Origin of the sequence: Nitrosomonas sp. (genome assembly GCA_031316255.1) — a bacterium.
Lineage (GTDB): Bacteria > Pseudomonadota > Gammaproteobacteria > Burkholderiales > Nitrosomonadaceae > Nitrosomonas.
Map to the genome: position 1 here is coordinate 1300397 of JALDQW010000001.1, position 21382 is coordinate 1321778.

General features: G+C 46.4%; 15 protein-coding genes, 1 tRNA gene and 1 pseudogene. 7 read left to right on the top strand and 10 right to left on the bottom strand.

Translation table 11 applies throughout. The annotated features are described in order from the left end of the window. Positions 1–3 precede the first annotated feature (3 nt). The 5 genes from MRK00_05830 to MRK00_05850 are packed head-to-tail and all read left to right on the top strand — an operon-like array spanning position 4 to position 6017. Positions 4–585: a hypothetical protein gene (locus MRK00_05830; GenBank protein MDR4516895.1), complete on the top strand. Its 582-nt coding sequence runs from the start codon at positions 4–6 to the stop codon at positions 583–585. Beyond that, positions 582–2507, top strand: a complete 1926-nt coding sequence (locus MRK00_05835) for a YncE family protein (GenBank protein MDR4516896.1) — start codon at positions 582–584, stop codon at positions 2505–2507. Before MRK00_05830 ends, MRK00_05835 begins: the two co-directional genes overlap by 4 nt. Continuing rightward, positions 2491–3069, top strand: coding sequence for an SCO family protein (locus MRK00_05840; GenBank protein MDR4516897.1), 579 nt, complete (start codon positions 2491–2493; stop codon positions 3067–3069). Before MRK00_05835 ends, MRK00_05840 begins: the two co-directional genes overlap by 17 nt. Beyond that, entirely contained in the window at positions 3066–4475 is a 1410-nt protein-coding gene (locus MRK00_05845; protein ID MDR4516898.1) for an ABC transporter substrate-binding protein, read from the top strand. Before MRK00_05840 ends, MRK00_05845 begins: the two co-directional genes overlap by 4 nt. 12 nt (positions 4476–4487) lie before the next feature. Continuing rightward, a complete protein-coding gene (locus MRK00_05850; protein ID MDR4516899.1) occupies positions 4488–6017 on the top strand; it encodes a hypothetical protein in 1530 nt (509 codons plus the stop codon). 362 nt (positions 6018–6379) lie between these two features. On the opposite strand, the gene istB (MRK00_05855) is transcribed toward MRK00_05850, so the two are convergent. From istB (MRK00_05855) to istA (MRK00_05865), 3 genes are read right to left on the bottom strand one after another with little or no spacing between them, the layout of a single operon-like run. After that, positions 6380–7126 carry an IS21-like element helper ATPase IstB gene (istB, locus tag MRK00_05855; GenBank protein MDR4516900.1) on the bottom strand — a complete coding sequence of 249 codons (747 nt, stop codon included), beginning with the start codon at positions 7124–7126 and terminating at the stop codon, positions 6380–6382. After that, positions 7116–8012, bottom strand: a complete 897-nt coding sequence (locus MRK00_05860; protein MDR4516901.1) for a hypothetical protein — start codon at positions 8010–8012, stop codon at positions 7116–7118. The genes istB (MRK00_05855) and MRK00_05860 overlap by 11 nt, the downstream gene beginning before the upstream one ends. 17 nt (positions 8013–8029) lie before the next feature. Next, complete coding sequence (istA, locus tag MRK00_05865; protein MDR4516902.1) at positions 8030–8611, bottom strand: IS21 family transposase; 582 nt, start codon at positions 8609–8611, stop codon at positions 8030–8032. Between the two features lie 172 nt (positions 8612–8783). Between istA (MRK00_05865) and istA (MRK00_05870) the strand changes: the two are divergent. Both istA (MRK00_05870) and istB (MRK00_05875) read left to right on the top strand, forming a co-directional pair. Then, positions 8784–10127: pseudogene (istA, locus tag MRK00_05870) on the top strand (IS21 family transposase). After that, positions 10120–10947 (top strand): IS21-like element helper ATPase IstB, encoded by an 828-nt coding sequence (istB, locus tag MRK00_05875; protein MDR4516903.1) that lies wholly within the window; start codon positions 10120–10122, stop codon positions 10945–10947. Before istA (MRK00_05870) ends, istB (MRK00_05875) begins: the two are co-directional and overlap by 8 nt. A gap of 134 nt (positions 10948–11081) precedes the next feature. Here the strand turns inward: istB (MRK00_05875) and MRK00_05880 are convergent, their stop codons facing one another. The 7 genes from MRK00_05880 to MRK00_05910 form a co-directional block, all read right to left on the bottom strand. Next, entirely contained in the window at positions 11082–11354 is a 273-nt protein-coding gene (locus tag MRK00_05880) for a hypothetical protein (GenBank protein MDR4516904.1), read from the bottom strand. Positions 11355–11623: 269 nt separating this feature from the next. Then, positions 11624–11700, bottom strand: a tRNA-Ile gene (locus MRK00_05885). A gap of 12 nt (positions 11701–11712) precedes the next feature. Then, a complete protein-coding gene (rpoD, locus tag MRK00_05890; protein MDR4516905.1) occupies positions 11713–13905 on the bottom strand; it encodes an RNA polymerase sigma factor RpoD in 2193 nt (730 codons plus the stop codon). 704 nt (positions 13906–14609) lie between these two features. Then, positions 14610–17522 (bottom strand): malto-oligosyltrehalose synthase, encoded by a 2913-nt coding sequence (gene treY, locus MRK00_05895; protein MDR4516906.1) that lies wholly within the window; start codon positions 17520–17522, stop codon positions 14610–14612. Next, complete coding sequence (gene treZ, locus MRK00_05900) at positions 17519–19375, bottom strand: malto-oligosyltrehalose trehalohydrolase (protein MDR4516907.1); 1857 nt, start codon at positions 19373–19375, stop codon at positions 17519–17521. The genes treY and treZ overlap by 4 nt, the downstream gene beginning before the upstream one ends. After that, a complete protein-coding gene (locus MRK00_05905; GenBank protein MDR4516908.1) occupies positions 19359–20636 on the bottom strand; it encodes a glycosyltransferase in 1278 nt (425 codons plus the stop codon). Before MRK00_05905 ends, treZ begins: the two co-directional genes overlap by 17 nt. Next, a complete protein-coding gene (locus MRK00_05910; GenBank protein ID MDR4516909.1) occupies positions 20633–21340 on the bottom strand; it encodes a DUF5752 family protein in 708 nt (235 codons plus the stop codon). The genes MRK00_05905 and MRK00_05910 overlap by 4 nt, the downstream gene beginning before the upstream one ends. Positions 21341–21382: the final 42 nt, after the last annotated feature.

Genomic DNA, 21382 nt, shown 5'->3' on the forward strand with positions numbered 1-21382 from the left:
GAAATGCCAAATGATGAATTAATGCAACTAGAGCTTTCTGGCTTCGACCATGCCAACACAGTCAACTGGATAGAACATCCCAACGTTACAATTAATCGTAGAGATCTTTTGGATACTGTTAGCATGAATTACATTTATGATCATCAAAAAATTACTGTTGATATATCAAATCATAATGAAATCCAGGTAAATAATTGTGGGAGCGGGACTCGACTTGATAATAATTTTTTTGATGGCGATCCATTACTGCGAACCACAAGAAACGAGCATAGAGTAATTATGCTTACTTTCGAACCCGCTGTTCTAGCGGTAGGCGCACACATTTCTGTTGATGCAAGAATGATTGGGGAAGAATACTGGGGACAACTGCGCGCGAATTTTTCGGCTCAGAAAGGATTAATTAAGAGTGGCATTTCCAATAAGATACGTGGCACAGCGCCTTTTTTAGGTGGCAAAGCTCCTGCAGGAAAATTGATTGATACTGTAACCTTTGATGCATATTTTACACATTCGGAAACTGCACCACATTTATCTGATCCAGCAACGCACATAGCAATCAACACCCTCCATTATATTCCGCAATGAGTATACTGAAATCGATCCTGACCGCTGTATTTGCATGTGTCCTGCACACATCAGTTACTGTGTTTGCCATTGAGTCGCTACACACAAAAACTGAGGCAAGCGGAATAACGATTGATTTTTCTCTACAGAATGCGGCTGAGCCCGATCAACCTGGGCTAGGACTGGCTTCCATAGCGATAAAGGATTCGATCAGCGGCCGCGCCTATACGGATGGTAGACCACTGGCTTGGATTGTTTCCAGACAAGGCCTTTACGATAGTGGTGAGCTTTCCTGCGACATACGGGCCAAGCAACTGATGTCAGGAAATATAAGTCTGCGTGCAGATATTGATCTCAACACCTATCGTATCGTTACTTTAAACCATGACCGGACCGTGGCGTTTATCAATCCATTTGTTGCTTTGAATAATGCCAAACTGGAATCAATCGTACCATTACCGGGCGATGGTTTCGATTGGACCTATTCACCCAAACTACAACGAATTTTTGTGACGCTGCGTGATCAGGATAGTGTTGCTGTCATTGATACTGCAAGTCGCAAATTGATACGCACCGTAACTTTTGATGCCGGTGATCGTCCTGCGCGGATAATGCTGGATGAGGAGCGCCAGGTACTATGGATAGGATTGGATGGCCGCGCCGAGATTGCAGTAATCGAATTAACTGCGAATCAAGATGTAACGAATCCAAAAATTGTACGTATTCCTGTTGGAACGGGTTTACACACACTGGCAATATCCGATGACCGGCAGTGGGTGTTTGCGATCAATCCTCAAGCTGATACCGTATCCGTAATCAACGCGATTTCAAAACAGCATCTACATGAAATCGATGTTCCCGGCACTCCTCTCGTTGCAGGCTGGAGTGCCCTGGCGCAACGTTTGGCGGTGATAACAGCCAATATTCCCAATTTGCTTTTAGTCGATCCAGGGTCTGGAGAAATCACGACAACCATCAAACTTGAGGAAGCCGGGCAGGCGCTGGCTTTATTTGATGATGGTCGTTATGCGCTGGTTGCTAACATTAAAAATAGTACGGTTACCTTGGTGGATCTCGCGATGGGAACAGCAAAAAAGACCATACAGGTTGCTGCTGGACCCGATCAAATTGTGTTATCGGCCGAATATGCCTATGTGCGCGGACAAAATTCAAACAATGTTTCGGTAATCAATTTACGTGAAGCCGCACGAGGGCGATTACAGGCAGCGCAAGTACAGATGGGGCGACTTGCGCCTAACGCGGTCAGTGAAGAAATCGGAGTCGCGCCAATGATTGTGCCGGTGCCAGAAGGAAATGGCGTCATTGCGGCTAATGCAGCGGATGGCATGCTATATCAATACACTGAAGGATTAATGGCGCCATCAGGCAGCTTTAGCAATTATCGCCGCAAGGCGCGTGCTGTTATGATCATGGATTACGGTTTAACAGAGGACGACGCAGGCGTATATGCGGCTCCAGTTAATTTTCCGTCTGCGGGTACTTATGAAGTAATAGTCAAGTCACTCTCGCCCGCAGTTACCGCCTGTTTGCCGATTGTTGTACGTATGCCAGACTCTAAGCCTGAAGAACGCATAAACTCGGTACATGCGGTTTTGCTGAATGAATCAGCTACTTTAGTAAAAAAGCAGCATACTTTTAGAATCGGAGTGAAGGATTCTCGGCAACAAGAAATTAATGGTATTACAGATGGCATCCTGCTGGTTTTTCACCGTACTACCGGTTGGCAAACTCGTCTGGTTTTGCGAGAAGAAGAGGCAGGAATTTATGCAGCATCTGCACAGCTACCTTATCCAGGGCGCTATGAACTTTTGGTGAGTGTTCCTTCGCACAAGCTTGATTTTACCTTGGGACGGATTGGATATTTGGATCTTGAATCTACTGCTGATACAGCACAGAGGCGGCAGAATGTTAAAGCAGATTAAGTATCTTTGCCTACTCGGTTGCATTGTATTTACCTTAAACGTAGCAAAAGCTGCTACAGGTACGGTGTGGTTAAGTGAAGCTCCCGTTATTCCCAATATAGAACTTACTGATCAGGATGGACACAAAGTTCGCTTGGATGAGCTCATACCGGAACATATCGTGCTCGTAAATTTTATGTTTACGAATTGCAACAGCGGTTGCTCTCCCCAAACAGCCATTTTACGTGCAACGCAGGAAGCAATCGAAGTTTCCGATCTCAACGGCAAAATACTGTTGATTTCCATAACAGTTGACCCTTTAACGGATAGTCCCGCTCAATTACGTCATTATGCCGAACGGTTCGACGTAAGGACGGGAGTGGAAAATGGCTGGGTTTTTCTGACGGGTTCGTCTCAACAGGTGCGTCGAATCATGCAGTCATTTGGTGAACGAGGTAGCGTACCTGAAGCACATACCAATCTGATTTGGATTGGCAATCAAGCAAAAAAACGATGGACACGCACAGCCGCGTTAAATGGCCCTGATGTGCTATCTCGATTGGTCCGGGAGATAACACAATGATACGGCACCTGCTCCGGCACGCGGGTTTCCTGAGCACTATGCTGACAGTTACTGCCTTATCGGCTTCATCTGTAATGGATGAAGTACAACTTGGGCGTGCGCTGTATGATGGCAATGTTCTATTTTCCCAAGCGCCTCAGGTTACCGGCGTACCGTTACCATTGAGTAATGCACATTGCTCAGCTTGTCACGGCCCACATGGTGCAGGGCAGACGGAAGGAGGGATTGCTGCGCCACCTGTGCAGTGGCATGCATTGATGGATACGCGTTCCGGTCTTCCTGGTTATGATTCCTCAGAACGGGTGCTAAGTGCTATCGAGAAAGGCAAAGCGCGGATATATTACAAGTCTTTGACTGAAGGTATGCCGCGTTTCGAATTGACCAGCGCTGAGCGCAAGGCATTGATCGCATACTTGCGCGTAATTGGTACAGAGGCAGCCCCTGTACGTGGAGTAACCACTGATACAATCATTCTGGGTACTGCCTTACCGCTTACTGGCATGCAGGCAACAGCTGGAAATTCTATTTTGCGGGCAATGCAGCAACAAATAGCCGAGATTAATGCAGTCGGTGGAATTTTTGGACGTAGCTTGTTGTTGATTCCGGTGGATGCAGCAACCAATGGATTGGATGCGGCAATACTTGATTTGATCCACTCGCACAACGTTTTTGCCCTAGTAGGCAGTTGGCTGACAGATCCATCAAATGCTTTGATTGATGCGCTTACAGCAAGCAATACTCCCAGCGTTGCAGCGGTCGGAATGACAATTCCGAATCAGCAACATCGGCTGACGACTTACTTGTTGCCGAGTTTACAGCAACAAATTGAATCAGCCTTATCCATTTTGCAAAAAAAATGTAACTCAAACCTGGATAGTGAAATATGGTACCAGGATGAAAAGAACTTGCCGGCAATAACGGCTATAAGTAAATTTTATGGAGATGATTCGGTAGCTGGAAAACTGGCGTTACGCGCTATTCATGTTTTACAAGTTGATCAACAACTGAAAGAAACGATTGATTCTCGCCTGGCAGATAAATTGATCCTTTTACTTCCGTCGGATGATATCGAGCGCATACGATTTCAACTTGAAGCATCACAGCTCTGTGTAGCAACACTAGCAAGCATATCGGGTAGTTCATACCATGCCGATCATGCAGCTCAGGTTGTGATCTCCCCAGTACCGCAAGATATGTTGCTTGCCATGGATTTATGGACTGCTTTGGGTAATGCTGCAATCGGATTGATAGCTGAGGCTATGGCTCGCGCCGGACGTATTCTGGATCAAGATAGATTGATTACAGTACTAGATAATCCTCAGGAATTCGAACCTATCCCAGGTTTATCTATTCGATTTACACCTAAAGCCCGACATGCGCTGACTGAAGGTTTTACTTGGCATTAAGGAGGATTAACTATGAAAAAGTCAAATTGGCTAAAATGTTTAATGTTTGCAATCTTAATTGGCACTGCAGGTTGGTCGACTGCTCAGGTGCCGACGTCATCGTTTAGTGTTTTGGGATATATTCAAGAGCTTGACGTGGATGATCTTGATGATCCTTTATCAAAAGGCTTTATTGTTGTTAATGGATTGCGTATTACACTGCCGAAAAATCTTCTGATTACAATGCCGGGGCAATACCTGACGCTGAATGATATATTCCGGGGACCACATCCATTTGATGCTGATGGGCTGCTGAAGCCCGCCACAAAACCAAGTGGTTTGGCACTTCTTGATCGCAATCAGGCTCCAGTGCCACCCACTATCGCACCAGCAGTTCTTTTTGAAGCAGAGATTATAGGTAACATCGTCAATGGTGAATATATCGCCGGCGTAGTCCGCATATCCCAGGGAGGATTAAATGCCGGGGAAGGTTTTATTCAATCAATCGATTACGAAAAAGGCGAATTGCTTGTCGGCCCTGAAGCTGGAACTGGTGTTGCTACGGCCCGCGTGAGAATCAATGATCCGGAGGGAAAATATGGAAAGCTGAATAAGGACAAATTTCCAGAAAACGCTGATGTGATGGACGAGCGCTTTTCCAGCGATCCAGGCAATGCACCGATTGTCGCCGAGACAGGCTTTCCTATGTGCATCCCGCGTTCAGATCCATCTGTTGAAGATGCGCTTTGCCCAATTTCCAACCGTCCAGAACCTTTGTCTAAGCGGCGTTTTACTTGCGGTAGCGTCCCGGCGATAGATCCGACAGCCGAACCCCATGCGACCTGTGATCCAACGAAAAGGATGCCGCTACAACCTGGTGATTTCATCACTTTTTCGGGTATGCTGACAGAAGAAACGCCCAATAGCGGTAACTGGTTTATAGCAGCCCATGCGATACAGGCTAAACTGGGCGTTTATACTTCTCCAGGAATCGACCCTGCTTATGTTTTGATTGAAGAAGCTATAGTTGGCACCTTGGGTCAGCCATTTAGAGGTGTTGATCAGGAAGAAACTTCGCGCTTCCGTTTGGTTGGATTTACAACTGACCCGAGCCGCAGAGTCGACGTTTTTGTTTTAGACTCGCTTTTGGATGGTACAGAACAAGAGCGAAGAATGACCACGCTTTTCCCAAGCCCTACAGCTCAAGTAGGACGCATTCGGATAACTTTACCTGCAAAAGCCAATTTTCTGCCAATTACGCGCGATGTGCGTATACGTATTGAAAATCATGTTTCTTTAGATGTAGGTGGATTGGACTCTGGTCAATATACCGCACCGGTAAGCGAGTATATATATCCTGAAAACACCCGTTTTGGACAACACAAAAATCCCGTATCTGTACCATTCGAAAATTTTTGCTTTCTAAAAAACGGCAGCGGTCCCCTCACCACATTAGGTCGATCTGCAACGGGAGCCCCATCAATAGGCCGTTTAATTCCCTTTCCAGATTCCGGGCATGGCGCAGCACAATTACGTGCAGATGGGAACCCTGCCTGTCTCTAGAATCAATTAACACAATAAAGCTGATTCAATGTCCTTTGTCAATATTGACATCTATAAGAAGATATGTAGTGAGCAGCATGTGACCAAGGCAATGCTGCTCACATTCCCAGAAATTTAACTGATTGTTTCCAAAATTCCTGGCCGAGTTGTATACAGAATATTGCGTTACATTCTATAGTAGTTGCATTTCATATAATTCTGCAAAATTAACAATTATGAGACGATAATTAACCTGTCCTTCATATTGTGCAGATCATGGTGGCGATTGAAAGTCAATTACTAAAATATTTCCCGAACCTGTCAATCGGCATTGAAAATTTTCCAGTCATCGGCGTCGAAAAGTTTCCACCTTGTTTAGTTGGTTAATTGGTTTTTATACATTGTTTTCGATGTTTGAAACGGTAAGAATCATTGCCGGTTTCCAGGATGTCGCAATGATGTGTAATACGGTCTAACAATGCAGTGGTCATTTTGGCATCGCCAAAAACCTGCACCCATTCACTGAATTTCAGGTTGGTCGTTATAATGAGTGAAGTGCGCTCATACAGCTGGCTGATCAAGTGAAACAGGAGTGCGCCACCTGATTCCGGGAAAGGCAGATAGCCCAGTTCATCAAGGATGACTGCGTCAATCTGAATGAGCCTTCTGGCCAGGTGTCCGGTTTTATTCAGTTGTTTTTCCTGCTCCAGCAGGTTAACCAAGTCCACAGCGTTGAAGAATCGAATGCGTTTGCCATGATGAATAGCGGCAACGCCCAGTGCTGTGGCCAAATGGGTTTTGCCGGTACCGGTGCCACCGACCAGGATGAGGTTATGTGCATCATCCATAAAAGCAGCCGTTGAGAGCTGTTCTATCTGTTGGCGTGAGAGTGGCGTTTCATTCCAGTCGAATTTCACCAGGTCGCGGTGGATTGGAAACTTTGCAGCCTTCATCTGGTATTTCAGGCTGCGTAGCTGGCGTTCGGCTATTTCGGCATTGATCAGTTGGCTTAATACGGTTTCCGGCGATATTTGCTTGCGTTGCGGCATTTCAGCGCTTAACTCAGACCAGGCGTCGCTCATGCCATACAGATGCAATGCTTTGAGTTGGGTAAGCAAGTCAGTGGACATGGCGGCTTCCAAGCAAATGATCGTAACGCTGGAAATCGGCCAGCGGTTCAGTGGTTAGTTGTAAGGTATCGCCGGTATTCAATGTCTTGGAACGAACTGGTTCAATCAAACGCCGTATAGCATTCTGCAACACACTGGCATTGACAACACCGGATTCCAACGCCAGTTCACAGGCTGTCTCAAGTGCATCAAGACCGGCTTCGCGGGTCAATAACAACAGATCAACAAAAGCGCGTTCATTTTTATCTTGCTTCTGAAGTTTCTCACGTACGTGACGGATCGATTCCGGTAGTTCCCAGTTCTGGAATGGCGCGCCGTGACGGATAGCACCGGGTTTCTTCTCCAGCACGGGCAAATAATGCCATGGATTACAGATCAGCTGATCGCGCAGGAAATTGCGTTGATGCGTCGCAATCGCTTTTCCCTCCGCCACAATATCAAGATGACCGGCAAATACTCTGACCGAAACCACCTTCCCGGACCATTGGGCCGGTACACTGTACTGATTCCGGTCAACACGCACCAGGCAGGTTCTGGAGACTTTCATCAGGTGCTCAACATAACCGGCAAATGGTGTTGTGATTTGCCGCAATAACGGTTGTTCCTGCTGAAAACATTCCGCAATGGTTTGTGCAAAATCAGGATGCTTCCTGTTTGACAGCTCATGACAACGCTGCGCCAGCCAGCGGTTTAAGTCATCCAGCGTTGCAAACTTTATGCGCGGCGTGAACAGCCATTCTCTGACATTACCCACCTGATTCTCTATCTGACCTTTCTCCCAGCCGGCCGCCGGCGTGCAGGCAACCGGTTCAAACAAATAGTGATTCGCCAATGCCATAAACCGCCGATTAAACTTTCTCTCTTTGCCCATCAAAACCGCATCCACAATTGTCTTGGGATTGTCTAAACCATCTGCAGCGGCACGCCACCAAAGAACGCAAATGCACGATTATGCGCATCCATCAGCATCTCCTGCGCTTCCCTGAAATAAGCGACGACAAACATCTTGCGGCTGTAACACAAACGAAAATGCGCCACCTTGACGACTTGTTCCCGCCCACCCAGATCAACAACTTCCTGACTCCAGTCAAATTGACAGACTTCACCGGGTTTAAACGCTAAAGGAACAAACGTTTGCCTGGGTGCCGGGGTATCCTTGTTCTCTGCTTTCCACTGCTTTACAAAACGCCGAACGCTGTCATAAGCGCCTGTATAACCTTCAATTATCAAACCTTCATATAATCGCATTGCTGTTCGACGCTGCTTTTGCGGTAGCAATGCCTCTGTTTCCAGCCAACTGGTCAATAACGCTTTAAATTCTCCTAGCTTCGGCGCACATTGCGTTTGACGCCGATATTCCGGTTCAGCCTCCGTCTTTAAATGTTTCCTGACTGTAGGACGGGACAGCCCCAATGAACGGGCAATTGAACTGATTTTTTCTTTACTGACAAAATGTCGCCTTCTGATTTCGGCAATTATATCCATCTCTATCACTCCAAAGTTCTCCAGCAAAATGCCGGTAATTTATCATCTCAGAGTGGAAACTTTTCAACGCCGATTTTCCGAAAATTCTGGTAAGTTTTACATGCCGATTTACACGCCAGGTTACCGGCGCAAGAGTTCTCCTGCTTCACCAAAGCTAGCCGCTTTCACTGGCATTATAGATGCCATTCTTGAAGCTGATAAAACAGTTCATCCCAAACAACGTCATACGGCAACCCGGATATTGGAGCGATTGCGCGATGAACATGGATTCACTGGCGGCTATACCATTGTGCGTAATTATGTTTATAAAGCCAAGATTCAGCAGAAGGAGATGTTTATGCCGCTGGTCCATTTACCTGGCCACGCTCAGGTAGACTTTGGCGAAGCTGACGGTTATATTGGTGGCAAGCTGGTACGGTTTCATTATTTCTGTCTTGATCTGCCACATTCGGACGGCTGCTTTGTCAAAGCCTATCCGACGGAAGATACCGAATCCTTTCTGGATGGGCATGTTGCTGCATTTGCGTTTTTAGGTGGTGTGCCGCAATCTATTTTATATGACAATACCAGGCTCGCCGTCGCTAAAATACTGGGTGATGGCAAGCGTAAGCGGACTAAAGCATTCAGTGAACTGCAAAGTCATTATCTGTTTGAAGACAAATTTGGACGTCCAGGGCGGGGTAATGATAAAGGCAATGTTGAAGGCATGGTTGGTTTCAATCGTCGCCATTTCATGGTGCCGTTGCCGATAGCTGATAATTTTGATGCCTTGAACACCAGGTTGCTGGACGGTTGTATCAAACGCCAACAAGCTAAGCTACGTGGGCAAACTGAAACCATTGCTGAGCGTATGAAGCGTGATGCTGCTGCACTCATGGCATTGCCTGCAGCTGAGTTTGATGCATGCCACAAGATTTCGACTCGTGTATCTTCTCTGTCTCTGGTGCGCTATCGAACCAACGACTACTCGGTACCCACTCAGTACGGTCATCGGGAAGTGCTGGTCAAAGGTTACGTTGATCATGTTGATATTTGTCTGGGTGCGGACACCATTGCACGACATCAACGCAGCTATGGCCGGGAAGAATTCATCTATAACCCGCTGCATTATTTGGCATTGCTGGAACAAAAGCCGCGCGCATTGGATCAGGCGGCGCCCCTCCAGGATTGGGTGCTGCCCGAAGTATTTGATCGTTTGCGCCGATTGCTTGAAGCGCGGTTGGAACGGCGTGGTCGCAAGGAATATATCCAGGTTTTGCGGCTACTGGAGAATTTTAGCCAAGCGCAAGTTGAACATGCGATAAAAAAAGCGATTGATTTGGGTTCAATTGGATTTGACGCGATCAAGCATCTGATTCTGTGTGCAATTGAACAACGGCCAGCGAAACTCGATCTGACGTGTTACCCCTATCTACCCAATGCCAATGTACTACCCACCGAACCTAGGACGTACTTAAGCCTGTTGCAAATATCCGAAGCAACTCAAAAACCTGTAATGGAGAGTCATTATGAATGAAACATCGATTTCCACGACAGTTACACCACAGGTTTTGCTGGAGAATCATTTCAAGGCATTGAAGCTTTCGACCTTTGCTCGTGAATATGAGAAGGTTGCAATCGAATGCGCAAATGAAGGTGTTGATTACGCGCGTTACTTATTACGGTTATGTGAGCTTGAGCGTATCGACCGTGAGCGACGCAATACTGAGCGGCGTATACGTATGGCAAAATTCCCGGTGATTAAAAGCCTGGATACCTTCGATTTCACTGCAATTCCAGAATTGAATAAATCGTTGGTATTAGAGCTGATGCGCTGCGAATGGATTGACAAGCGTGAAAATGTCATTGCATTGGGGCCTTCGGGCGTTGGCAAAACGCATACAGCGTTAGCTTTAGGGCTGGCCGCTTGTCAGAAAGGTTTGAGCGTTGTCTTTAAGACGGCCGCAGCTTTGGTACATGAATTGATGGAAGCGCGTGATGAGAAACGGTTGCGTCTATTGCAAAAACAGCTGGCTAACACCAAATTGTTGATCATCGACGAACTGGGTTATGTGCCATTTACTGCAGTAGGCGCAGAGCTCTTGTTTGAAGTGTTTAGTCGCCGTTACGAACATGGCGCCACCCTGGTCACATCGAATTTACCGTTTGACGAATGGACAAGTGTTCTGGGGTCAGAACGATTGACCGGCGCACTGCTGGATCGTTTGACCCACCATGTCCATATCCTGGAAATGAATGGTGAATCGTATCGCCTGGCTGCAAGTAAGAAGCGACAAAAACAATCAATGAATTCCACACTTATAGGAAAGGAGAACACCAAAAAAAATAATGAGTAGTTGGGGAATACACTGCGCTTTATTTCAACCCCGGAATATAAAAAATAAAAGCGCTAAACCCGAGGATTAATTCCTCTTTTTTATTAACTTTACTGGTACACTTTTAACGCGCTATCTGGTACATTTTTGCTCCGCTATTGACACTCCAATATCCGGGTTGCCGTATGACGTTGTTTGGGATGAACTGTTTTATCAGCTTCAAGAATGGCATCTATAATGCCAGTGAAAGCGGCTAGCTTTGGTGAAGCAGGAGAACTCTTGCGCCGGTAACCTGGCGGTACCGCATATTGACACATCTTCTTAACAGTCTCGCGGTGAATACCAAAATAACGCGCGACTTCTCGCTCGCTTTTGCCTTCAACCATCACCGCCCGTCGTATTTTTACATATAGTTCCACTGAATACATCCTTTCGCCTTTCACTTGGTGCTAAACGCATCAGCTTACAGGCATCAGACTGGCACACTTTTATTCCGCGATATTCGCAAAATCTTGTGCGCTTCAGTGGTACATTTTTACTCCGCTATTTACAGAAGAAATGGTCAGACGGTATGCTCATCTGTCAAAACCACAGCTTCTGGAGCATGCCGAACTCGTATCCAATGTCTTTATTGGCACAAATCTGGCACACCCCAAGAAAAAAGAGGCTAGAGAAAACCTCTAACCTCTTGATTTTATGGTGGGTCTGGTTGGACTCGAACCAACGACCAAGGGATTATGAGTCCCCTGCTCTAACCAACTGAGCTACAGACCCTTTATTTTTTTATTACCCGTTTCCAGTGTCAAGAAAACTGCGTAGCCTTTCAGAACGTGCTGGATGGCGTAGTTTCCGTAATGCTTTGGCTTCTATTTGGCGGATCCGTTCACGAGTAACATCAAACTGTTTTCCAACTTCTTCCAATGTATGGTCTGTGTTCATTTCGATGCCGAACCGCATCCGTAATACCTTTGCTTCACGCGGTGTCAAAGAATCAAGTATATCCTTAGTAACCCCTCTTAGGCTAGCATAAACTGCAGCATCTGAAGGGGCCATTGTGGCGGCGTCTTCGATAAAATCACCCAGGTGGGAATCTTCGTCGTCGCCAATAGGCGTTTCCATGGAAATGGGCTCTTTGGAAATCTTGAGTATTTTACGGATTTTTTCCTCAGGCATTTCCATTTTTTCAGCGAGCACTGCTGGTTCGGGTTCTTGTCCTGTTTCTTGCAGGATTTGACGCGAAATCCGATTCATTTTATTAATTGTTTCAATCATATGTACCGGTATTCGAATCGTGCGTGCTTGATCAGCGATGGAGCGCGTAATCGCCTGGCGTATCCACCATGTCGCGTAGGTAGAAAATTTGTAACCGCGTCGATATTCGAACTTGTCGACCGCTTTCATTAGACCGATGTTTCCTTCCTGAATCAAATCAAGGAACTGCAGTCCACGGTTAGTATATTTCTTGGCAATGGAAATCACCAAGCGTAAATTTGCCTCTGTCATTTCCCGTTTTGCACGACGCGCTTTGGCTTCGCCTGTCGACATTTTACGGTTTATTTCACGCAAATCCCTGATAGAAATGCCAATCGTTTCTTTGAGCGTAAGCAGCTTTTGTTGTTGCTCAATAATTTCCGGCTTATAGTGTTCCAGTGCTTTGCTGTATGGTTTTTCTGCATTGATCTCGTTATCAATCCAGTCAAAATTTGTCTCGTTTCCAGGAAATGTTTTGATGAAATGACTGCGCGGCATTTTCGATTTCGATACGCACAGTTCCATTATTTTGCGTTCGTAACTGCGAACATCCTGTACTAGCATACGTTGTGTGTCACAGAGTTTTTCAACCATTTTGGCTGAAAAACGGATACACATGAGTTCGTTGGAAATTTTTTCCTGTAACTGTTGATACTTTTTACTATTGGGTCCATCTGCATTGAGAACGGCCTGTATTTCTGTGTAAAGTCCGCGGACAACATTAAAATGTTCCAGAGCATCAGCCTTAAGCTTCATTAAGTCTGCGCTCTCAATTGCACTGCCGTCATCAGATTCTTCATCATCAGAATCATCATCCATGTCATTGGAATCCAGATCTGGATCCAACGCTTCGCCCATCATTTCTGCATTAACAATATCCTGATCATCAGAATCAACCAATCCATCAACCACCTCATCAATACGCAGAATGTCATTTTCAACTTCTGAGGCAAGTTTGAGAATTTCAGAAATAATAGGCGGGCAAGCAGAAATTGCCTGAATCATATGGCGCAACCCGCCTTCAATGCGTTTTGCGATCTCGATTTCGCTTTCACGTGTCAACAGGCCTACTGAACCCATTTCCCGCATATACATACGAACAGGATCGGTTGTGCGCCCAAATTCAGAATCCACTGAGGATAAAGCGGCCTCGGCTTCTTCTGCAACATCTTCATCAGCAACCGTAGTTGCAGCATCTGACATTAATAATGTTTCAGCATCTGGCGCCTCATCGTGGACAGAGATACCCATATCGTTGATCATGCTGATGATGCCTTCAATTTGTTCAGCATCCAGCATGTCATCGGGCAGATGATCGTTTATTTCCGCATAGGTTAGATAACCGCGCTCTTTACCCAATACAATCAATCGTTTTAAACGCATGCGTCTGGCTTCAATATCCATAGCTTGCAAGTTCTCTGGTGATGCAGAAGCAGCAGATTCAAGACTATTTAGCTGTTCTGTAATTGCCGCAGCTTTAGCCTTTTTACTGACTCGCGTCTTCGTTTTCTTGCTTGGTTTGGTCATTTTGTCTTGGTTAGCATCAGTAATTTCAGTTGTATCACTGGATTTCCTGCGTATTTTTTTATCCGTATTATCAACTGCTTTTGTATTTTTTTTGGTATTTTGAGATTTTGCCCATTTTAAATTTTCTTTTTTTTCTTCCGTTTTTACGGTAGACTTTTTATCTTCTACGTCACTGGTATTGACCGGTTTTGTCTTTGGCATATATTCAATTCCAAAATAGGATGGATTAATTAAAAGTATAAAAGCCGAAAGTATCGGATTATATCAAAATTCTGACTTGCAAGCATTTTTGCTTTCACCCTCGAAACACCATTTGCAATATCAAAAAATATTTACAGCAAAGTCGATTTGGCCATCTTCAGCAATCTTTTTTAAGGCACAAGAAGCCACCCAATTTATGTTGTTTTTCTTAATTTGGGATTGAATCATGTTTTTCAATTCGACTCGTCATCAAATTTACCCTGGATCAAAAAATATTTCAGCGGATTTGACTGAAAATGTAGATCAAAGTGTATTTACAGTATGTGAGGCATGGTTTAACGCCACAGGTTCATTTTCTGTGGGAGAAATTAGCTCAAGTGGGTATATAAGTGTTATCAGTGTGTCAGGTTGGTCGCAACATAGTACATGTTCGATTGGTTGGCGGTTTTACAAATGCCCTCGGCATCGATGATATCGTCCTTGCCGTACTTGACGATAGGCTTTGTAAAGCGCTGCACTATCAATCATTGACTTCATTCTCAGAGTTTCGTTTTTGTTTCAGAAAAGATTTTGAAAATATAGGAATTTAGTAGCAACTCGGCGAGCACGCTTGTTTACTGCGTATGTGCGTTGCTTTAGTGTCTCGAGGTTTGTAATAGTGTTTCGTATTGAATATCAAAATTTATTTTTAGGGCTTTGTTTGCTTATTCACTGACCAGTAATCCCACAGAAAAACTGTTTAAAACATCGGCAGCATCAAAGAATAACTGACCATCGATTGCCTTGGGAGTAACAGATTCATCGGTCAGGATATTACGATAGGCTTTTGCAGGCTGGTTTTCGGGCATTTCAATCACGGTGTTTTCCCAAACAGAACGACCGATTGGCAAGCCGTTTTCTTCGGTAACAAGTGGCACAAATTCGCGCGCTGCAACAACGATGACTGCTTTTTCTTCATCGTAACGTAAAAAAGCGCAGATATGGTCTGCTTTCAAGCCTTGCGTGGATAGACCGGCATATTTGCCATGATGGAATAATTGTGGATACTGGTGGCGTAGCGTCATGGTTTTCCAGGTCAGATAAAGTTTAGCGTAGCCGTTGTCGATCTGTTCAAGGAGCTGCCGGGTGAAATCGGATAATTTTGCGCTTGCTTGGGATGCATTGACGAGGAATTGCAGTATCTGGCGGCGCTGTTGATAATCGACAGGCCGCCGGTTATCAGGATCGACGAGACTAAACATCCACAACTCATTGCCCTGATAAATGTCGGGTATGCCTGGCACAGTCAGTTTCAGCAGCGTTTGCGACAGGCTATTGAACAGTCCGAAACGCGCGATACGTTTCTGAAACGGGAGAAAATCGGCTAGAAATGCATTGCGCTCGGGATTTTCAAACAATGCATTGACGAAATAACGGATAGCTTTTTCGTACGCTTCATTGGGGTTGATCCATGAAGTATGCACCTTGGCTTCCTTGGCTGCTTTGAGCGTATAGGCTTCGATGCGCGTTTGCAACGATTCAAATGTAGCTGCGCCATTGAGCGTTTCAGCTGTTTCCAGCGGCCAGGTACCGATCAAGGTCTGATAAATGAGGTATTCGTCATTACGCGATGGCGCGCGCTCGCCGTTGATCAAACGTTTTTTATTCCGGTTCAACCGGCTCCAGCGGCTGAGGTGCTGCTGCCATTCACTAGGGATCTCTGACAGTACGCTAATACGCATTCTGACATCTTCGCTGCGCTTGCTGTCATGTGTGGATGTGGTCACCATTGCATGTGGCCAGTAATCCAGCCGCTGTTTATTCGTTTGATGAAAAGCGGCAACCGAAATACCAAAAGCACATGGATTAAATCCGACATCATTGAGAGATACCAGGCGGTTGTATATGTAAAAAGTAGTGTCTTCCAACCCTTTGGCCATAACCGGCGCAGTATATTGCTGAAATTTTTGAACAAACTGTATTGCCTTGCGTCGCATGTTTACACTGTAGTGATCAAGATTCGCCAGTGTCAGCAGATTTTCGACAAAATCAAAAATAAGAATATCAGCAGCCGGAGTATGTTTCTTGGCCTGTGCGATTGCCCACTGCACATAGCGCAAATCTTCATCGCTAATGTATTCTGCACTAATATAGGTCCTGTAAACCGGGAAACAGGCGACCACTTCGCTCAATGCGTCGCGTAATGCTTGATAGGTAAAATCGCGGGTATGGCGGTTGGTATGGGCAATGTTACTCAGCAAATTTGCCAGCACAGACAATTCGCTTGAAAGCATGCGGTAGGTGACGATTTTTTTACGGTCGTAAAGCAGTTCCTCAAAATTCAGGGTCAGACCGATAAACCGATTGTATATGCGATTGAAAAGGCGCTCGGATTGTTGGCGGACAAAAATGCCGTTCAATAAAAACGCGGCATCATAACCCGTCGTACCACTGACAGGCCAGTTAGTTGGCAAATTCTCATAATTGGCCAGGATTTTTTCGATCCAGATACCAAAAAAACCGTTATTCTGTCGAGGATGATGATTTTTCTCCTGATGGATTAAATGCCGCAACTGATGATAATAGGCGCTGGGATCGGACAGGCCGTCGGGATGGTCTATACGCAGGCCATTGACTTGGCCGTCATGGATCATTTTCCGGACAAACCGGTGCGTGACCTTAAAGACTTCATCGTTTTCCATGCTTAAGGCGGCCAATTCATTAATATCGAAAAAACGCCGGTAATTAATTTCTGCTGTGGCAACTTTCCAGTATGACAATCGGTAGGCCTGTGTCTCCAGTAGGTGATGCAATCTGTTAAAACTACTCGGTTGAGAAACATCGCCATTTATGCAGGTGAGGCTGGCCTGTATGAAGCTGTTCATTTCAGGATGCGCCTGGTAAAGATCGGCCAGATGGCGTTTGATGGTCAGTACGCCTTGATGACGAAGCGCTGGCTGACTGTCAGAGAGATCATTACGGCGCGGCAGGGCCTTACATTCCAGGATAATTGCGGTCAGTGCTTCAAGAAATTTTTGCGAACAGGCGTTGGGTTGCGCAAGATTGTCGGACTGAAGATCCAGGATTTGTGGATAGGTGCGCAGATCGATGGGAAACAAATGTTCATAGTAGTGCACGTTAAACGCGCCGCTATTGCTGTCAAATTCAAGTTTTAACTCACCGTTTTCAAGGACCGTTCCATAATGATTGCCAAGAAAGGGTAATAAAATCTTGTTGTATAGCGCTGGATTGGCAGGGTGCCAGTCGATGTCGAAAAATGTAGCAAAAATTGAAGATTCACCATTTTCCAGGACATGAAGCCACCAGGCATTATCGTCGCCGCCAACACCCATGTGGTTGGGCACAATATCGATAATCTGTCCCATTCCGTACTGATGAAGTTCCTCAACATAAGCATTGAAGTCAGCCTTGTCTCCAATTTCAGGGTTTAATGCATTGTGATCGACAATGTTATAACCATGCAGGCTGCCAGCACGCGCTTTGAGGAATGGCGATGCGTAGACATGACTGATTCCCAGAGTATGTAAATAATCGATGATGCCGGTGGCATCGGAAAAGGTGAATTCCCGGTTGAACTGCAAGCGGTATGTCGCGCAGGGCATGCTGGATGGATTCATGGTTCAGGCCTTTCATCAAGTGTCCAGATAACGGACCAGGGCGGCAGGGATTCGATGTTGAGGTGTTCGTGGCTGACAGCATGTGTGGCATATAAAACCGCATGGGGAGAAAAATTACAACCGCTGAACGGTTTATCGCCAAAGTTGGCAAATAGGGATAACCGGGCGCTATCTCCCAAAATCCAATATGCAGTCAGGGTATTTGTTTCCAGTTGACTAAAATCTTTTTGCCGGCCAGCAATGTTGTGCAACCGCGGGATAATTTCGCGATGGCGCAATGCCAGCAATTTGCAATACAAATCAAGCCAGTATGCGTGATCAGGATGGTTGCAGTCATCCCAGTTCAGAACAGCCTGCCGGAACGTCTGGGCGTCCATCGGGTTAGGAATGCGTTCACGATCAACGGGATTACTGAATTCGGGAAAACGGGCAAATTCTTCGCGGCGGCCGGTAATCACCAGATTGGCCAGATCCGGTCCGAAATCACAGAAAAAAGGAAATGGCTGACGGCACCCCCATTCCTCGCCCATAAACAATAACGGCGGTGACGGTGCGAGCAGCAATATCGCCATTGCGGCATGGATTTGTTCAGGTTTGGCGAGCGATTGTATGCGTTCTCCAAAAGCGCGATTGCCAATCTGGTCATGATTTTGCAGAAACGATACAAACGCCGTCGGCGGTAAATGGCCGCTTGTTTCGCCTCGAGGTTGATCGTCCCGATAGACGGATAGATCGCCTTGATATGCGAAACCTTCAGTCAGGCAGCGCCCCAATTGATATACCGGGTTTTGGGAATAATCGATGTAGTATCCGCTTGATTCGCCGGTCAGCAGAGTATGCAGTGAATGATGAATGTCGTCATTCCACTGCGCGACGTAAAATCGTGGCTTGTTCTCTGTATCCCGCGCCAGATAATGTGCTGCGTTGTGGTCGTTTTCCAGGATTAGGTGGATGTGTCGGCCGTTGGTAAAGCTTTTCTGTATTTGCTGAGAAAGTTCTGTCAGGATATTCGGTTGCGAGTCATCTTGAACGGCATGGACGGCGTCCAGACGCAAACCGTCAACATGATATTCGGTCAGCCAGTACAGCGCATTGTGGATATAGAATTGCCGTACCCAATAACTTTGCGCATCATCGAAATTGATAGCCGCACCCCAGGGCGTATGGTGTTTTGCTGAAAAAAACTGCGGCGCATATTGATGCAGATAATTGCCTTCCGGTCCGAAATGGTTATACACAACATCCAGAAACACCATCAGGTTGCGCGCATGTGCCGCGTCGATCAATGCTTTGAGGTCATCCGGTTTGCCGTATCGGCTGTCGGGCGCAAAAAGATAGGCACCGTCATAGCCCCAGTTGCGTTTTCCCGGGAAGTCAGCAACCGGCATTAATTCAACTGCAGTGACGCCAAGATTGACAAGATGGTCGAGTTTCTCCAGCATGCCGGAGAAACTTCCCTGAGGTGTGAAGCTGCCAACATGTAGTTCGTAAATGACCGTTTCTTCCCAGGGCCGTCCCTGCCAGTGGATATCCTGCCATTGCCAGCTACCGGCATCGATGACTTCACTCAGCCCGTGTACGTCATCCGGCTGAAAACGGGATGCCGGATCCGGTATTTGTATTTCTCCATTGATGCGGAATCGATAATGCGTGCCTGCCTCGGCCAAATCTGTTGTGATATCGAACCACCCATCAATTCCGGTTGACATCGGAATCATTTTTTCAATCGTTTCGTTTTTTAAACAGACATCGACTGTCCGGGCGGCGGGCGCCCATAGACGGAATCTTACGCCATGGTCATCAAGTACTTCTGCGCCAAAGGGCATGCGATAACAATCATTTCCGGGATTCATGGATTTCCCGGTTCAGACTGGAATCAGTCAATTCGATGCGATCCTGTGACTCGTATAACAAAGCAACCATCAGTGCCAGATATTCACGCAGATGGCGGGTAATGAGAAAATTGTCACGCACAAAAGCCCGGGCTTTTTCCCCCATTTCGCTGATTTTCTCGGGTTGATACAACATGTATCGCATGCGCAGCGCAGCGCCTTCAGGCGTGTTTACGAGAAAACCGGTGTGGTGGTTGATCACCTGCAGACGGATACCGCCGACATCACCGCCAATCACGGGTTTTCCTTTCCACATTGCCTCGGTGACAGTCAGGCCAAAACCCTCGCGGATGGATTTTTGCAATACGATGTTTGCTGCACGTTGCAGTGCGTTTATTTCCAGATGCGCATCGGATGGCAACAACAGAATATGAATATCAGGATCGCCGTTGGCTGCTGCCTGCACTTCGCCCAAAACGATACTGCCCTCAGGATCGTCGGTCGCTTCGCCGCCTGCCATGACGAGTTGCAATGATGGCAGAAATTTTTTAGCCAATTGATAAGCTTGAATAACGCCAACAGGATCTTTGAAACGGTCAAAGCGGGATACCTGTAAAATAAGCGGGCGCTCCGGGTCTAGCTTATATTTTTTATAAACCTGTTCAATCGCGCCGGACTTTAACTCGATATTTTTTTCGCTGAGTGGATCGATGCTGGGCGGTATCAGATAAATCGGATGCGGCAATTCACGGGCAAAAGCGGCCAGCGAAAAAATACTGGCGTCATACGGCGCAATGAACTGGCGCAGGTATTTCCATACCGGCCGGTAGGGATGGCTGGCGTCGATATGACAGCGCCAGATCCACTTGCCTTTACGTTTTGGGAAATGTTGCAATAACGCCGCAGGCTGAGGGTCATGAATAAAGACAAAATCCGCTTCTGTTAACAGCGGGCGCAGGGACTCGGCATTCTCGGCATTGGTTCTTTCATAAACCCTGAGCAGCTTGTCGCTCAAGTGAATCTGATTGCCTTGTAACGTATTATGCATGCCTTTGGTGCACTCAAAAAACTGGCTTTCGCCGGTGATCACTTCCCAGCTTGTCTCAATACCAAGTTCTTGCATGAGCGGAACCATTTTGGTCAGAATTTCAGCAACGCCGCCACCGACACGCGTGGAATTGACATGCACGACTTTTGCGCCAGAAAAAGGTGCGGCAAGTTGGCGCAGATGCGCAATGACATCTTGTCCGGTAATTTGCGCATAATCATCCAATAGGCTCATGAATCCGCTCCCTGAAAATAAGTCTGGAATAACTGTGTCAGTTGTGCGCGCAATTCGGAAAGGTTGCCAAAGTATGGATCAATGCCTGCAATTTGTTCCCGCAATAACGTGAATTTTTCACCAAAGCCGCCTAACCAGTCGCTGAAATCATCGCATCGGTGTTCCGTGCGGCGGCGTGCGTCAATAAAGTGATAAAAGATGCTGCTGGTTGAGAATTGTTCGATTGCAGTTGCCAGTTCCGCTGGTTGCTGCAAACAGCATGATGTATCAAAAACAATAATTTGCGAGCGGATAAATTCAAATTGTTGGGTCGCACGCATCCATAGCAAACCTTCACATTCATCCAGGCGCATGTCAATTAGTTCCATGATTTCATGGCGTAATAATTCAAGGTCGGTAAAATCGGTCGGATCCAGCGCCGCCAGACGTTCGGCCAGAATGGCGTCATGGATGCCATGCCTAATCCAGGCGGCAAAATCGTTATTGAATTCACGTTCCTCAAAGCGCGCTTGCAGCAAGCTGCCCCAGTAATGATGATAAATGCTTGATTCATCAATACTGGCTAGTTCGCTGCGGAATTCTTGCAACATACGCGCCCGTCTGCCGGTTGCCAGCGCAACCAGTGCGCAGTCTTTAATAAAGAATGGGCCAGGAACGTTGAGGGCCTCTTCTTGATTCATTGTAACAATATCAGGTTCGGCCATATGATATTTCCTCTTAGACGTTATGGTGTTACCTTGTCCGAT